The following is a 1,096-nucleotide window of genomic DNA, read 5'->3' as shown; positions in this document are numbered from 1 at the left end:
ACGAGAAGCTGCGCGTGGCGATGCAGACGCTCAAGGAGCTAATCTTCGGGAAGCGCTCGGAGCGGCTTGCCGCGCTCGTGGCCGAGCAGCTCGCGCTTGACCTCGACGATCTTGAGACTGGCGTCACGCTACCTGCCGCTGCCAACGACGATGCGGCAACGGCGAAGCCGCTTGGCAGGCCGCCGCGGAAGAAGGCGCGCCGCAACATCGGCGCGCTGCCCAAGCATCTGCCGCGCTGTGAGCAGGTGCTGGAGCCGGAGGCGACCGCGTGCCCGTGCTGCCAGGGTCGGCTTCACAAGATCGGCGAGGACGTCAGCGAGGTGCTGGACGTGATCCCGGCGATTCTGCGCGTGCTGCGGACAATCCGTCCCAAGTACGGCTGCCGCAGCTGCACCGACGGCGTGGTGCAGGCGAAGGTGCTGCCGCGCCTCATTGAGAGCGGCATGGCGTCGACGGCCCTCGTGGCCCACGTGGTGGTCTCGAAGTTCGCCTGGTATCTGCCGCTGTACCGGCAGGTGCAGATCCTGGCCGGCCAGGGCATCCAGCTCGACCGCGCGACGCTCGCCGGCTGGGTGAAGCGTACCGCCTGGTGGCTCAAAAGCCTCTATGAGCTTCAGCTGCGGACGATCCAGAGCGCGCCGCGCGTGTTCTGCGACGAGACGCCGATGCCAGTGCTCGACCCCGGACGACATCGCACCCGCATCTGCCAGTTCTGGGCGCATGCCATGGATGACCGACCATGGGGCGGGCCCTCGCCGCCGGCGGTTGCCTACGTGTTCGCGGCCGGCCGTGGCACGGAGGAGATCGCCGGACAATTGACGGATTTTTCCGGCATTCTGCAGGTGGATGGCTATGCCGCCTACAAGGCGCTCGCCCGCGATCATGGCGGCGGGATCCATCTCGCCTTTTGTCTTGCTCATGCCCGACGTAAGTTCGTCGAGGTGTTCAAGACGACGCAGTCGCCGTTCGCGCGCGAGGTGATCGAACGCCTGCAGGCGGTCTATGCGATCGAGGCCGAGATCCGCGGCTCGAGCGCCGAGCAGCGGCTCGCCGTCCGCCGCGCCAGGACCGCTCCGTTGATGGAGGTACGCATACG

Annotated in this window: 1 protein-coding gene; it reads left to right on the top strand. The window is 67.5% G+C overall.

Annotation, left to right across the window (positions count from 1 at the left end; all coding sequences use genetic code 11):
- The coding region (tnpC, locus tag BN32_RS25230) for an IS66 family transposase (RefSeq protein WP_040427746.1) at positions 1–1,096 on the top strand (1,096 nt) is incomplete at both ends.

It is taken from the genome of Afipia birgiae 34632 (assembly GCF_000308295.2).
Lineage (GTDB): Bacteria > Pseudomonadota > Alphaproteobacteria > Rhizobiales > Xanthobacteraceae > Afipia > Afipia birgiae.
The sequence above is the reverse complement of the archived record's forward strand: the minus strand, read 5'-3'. Positions and strand labels throughout refer to the sequence as shown.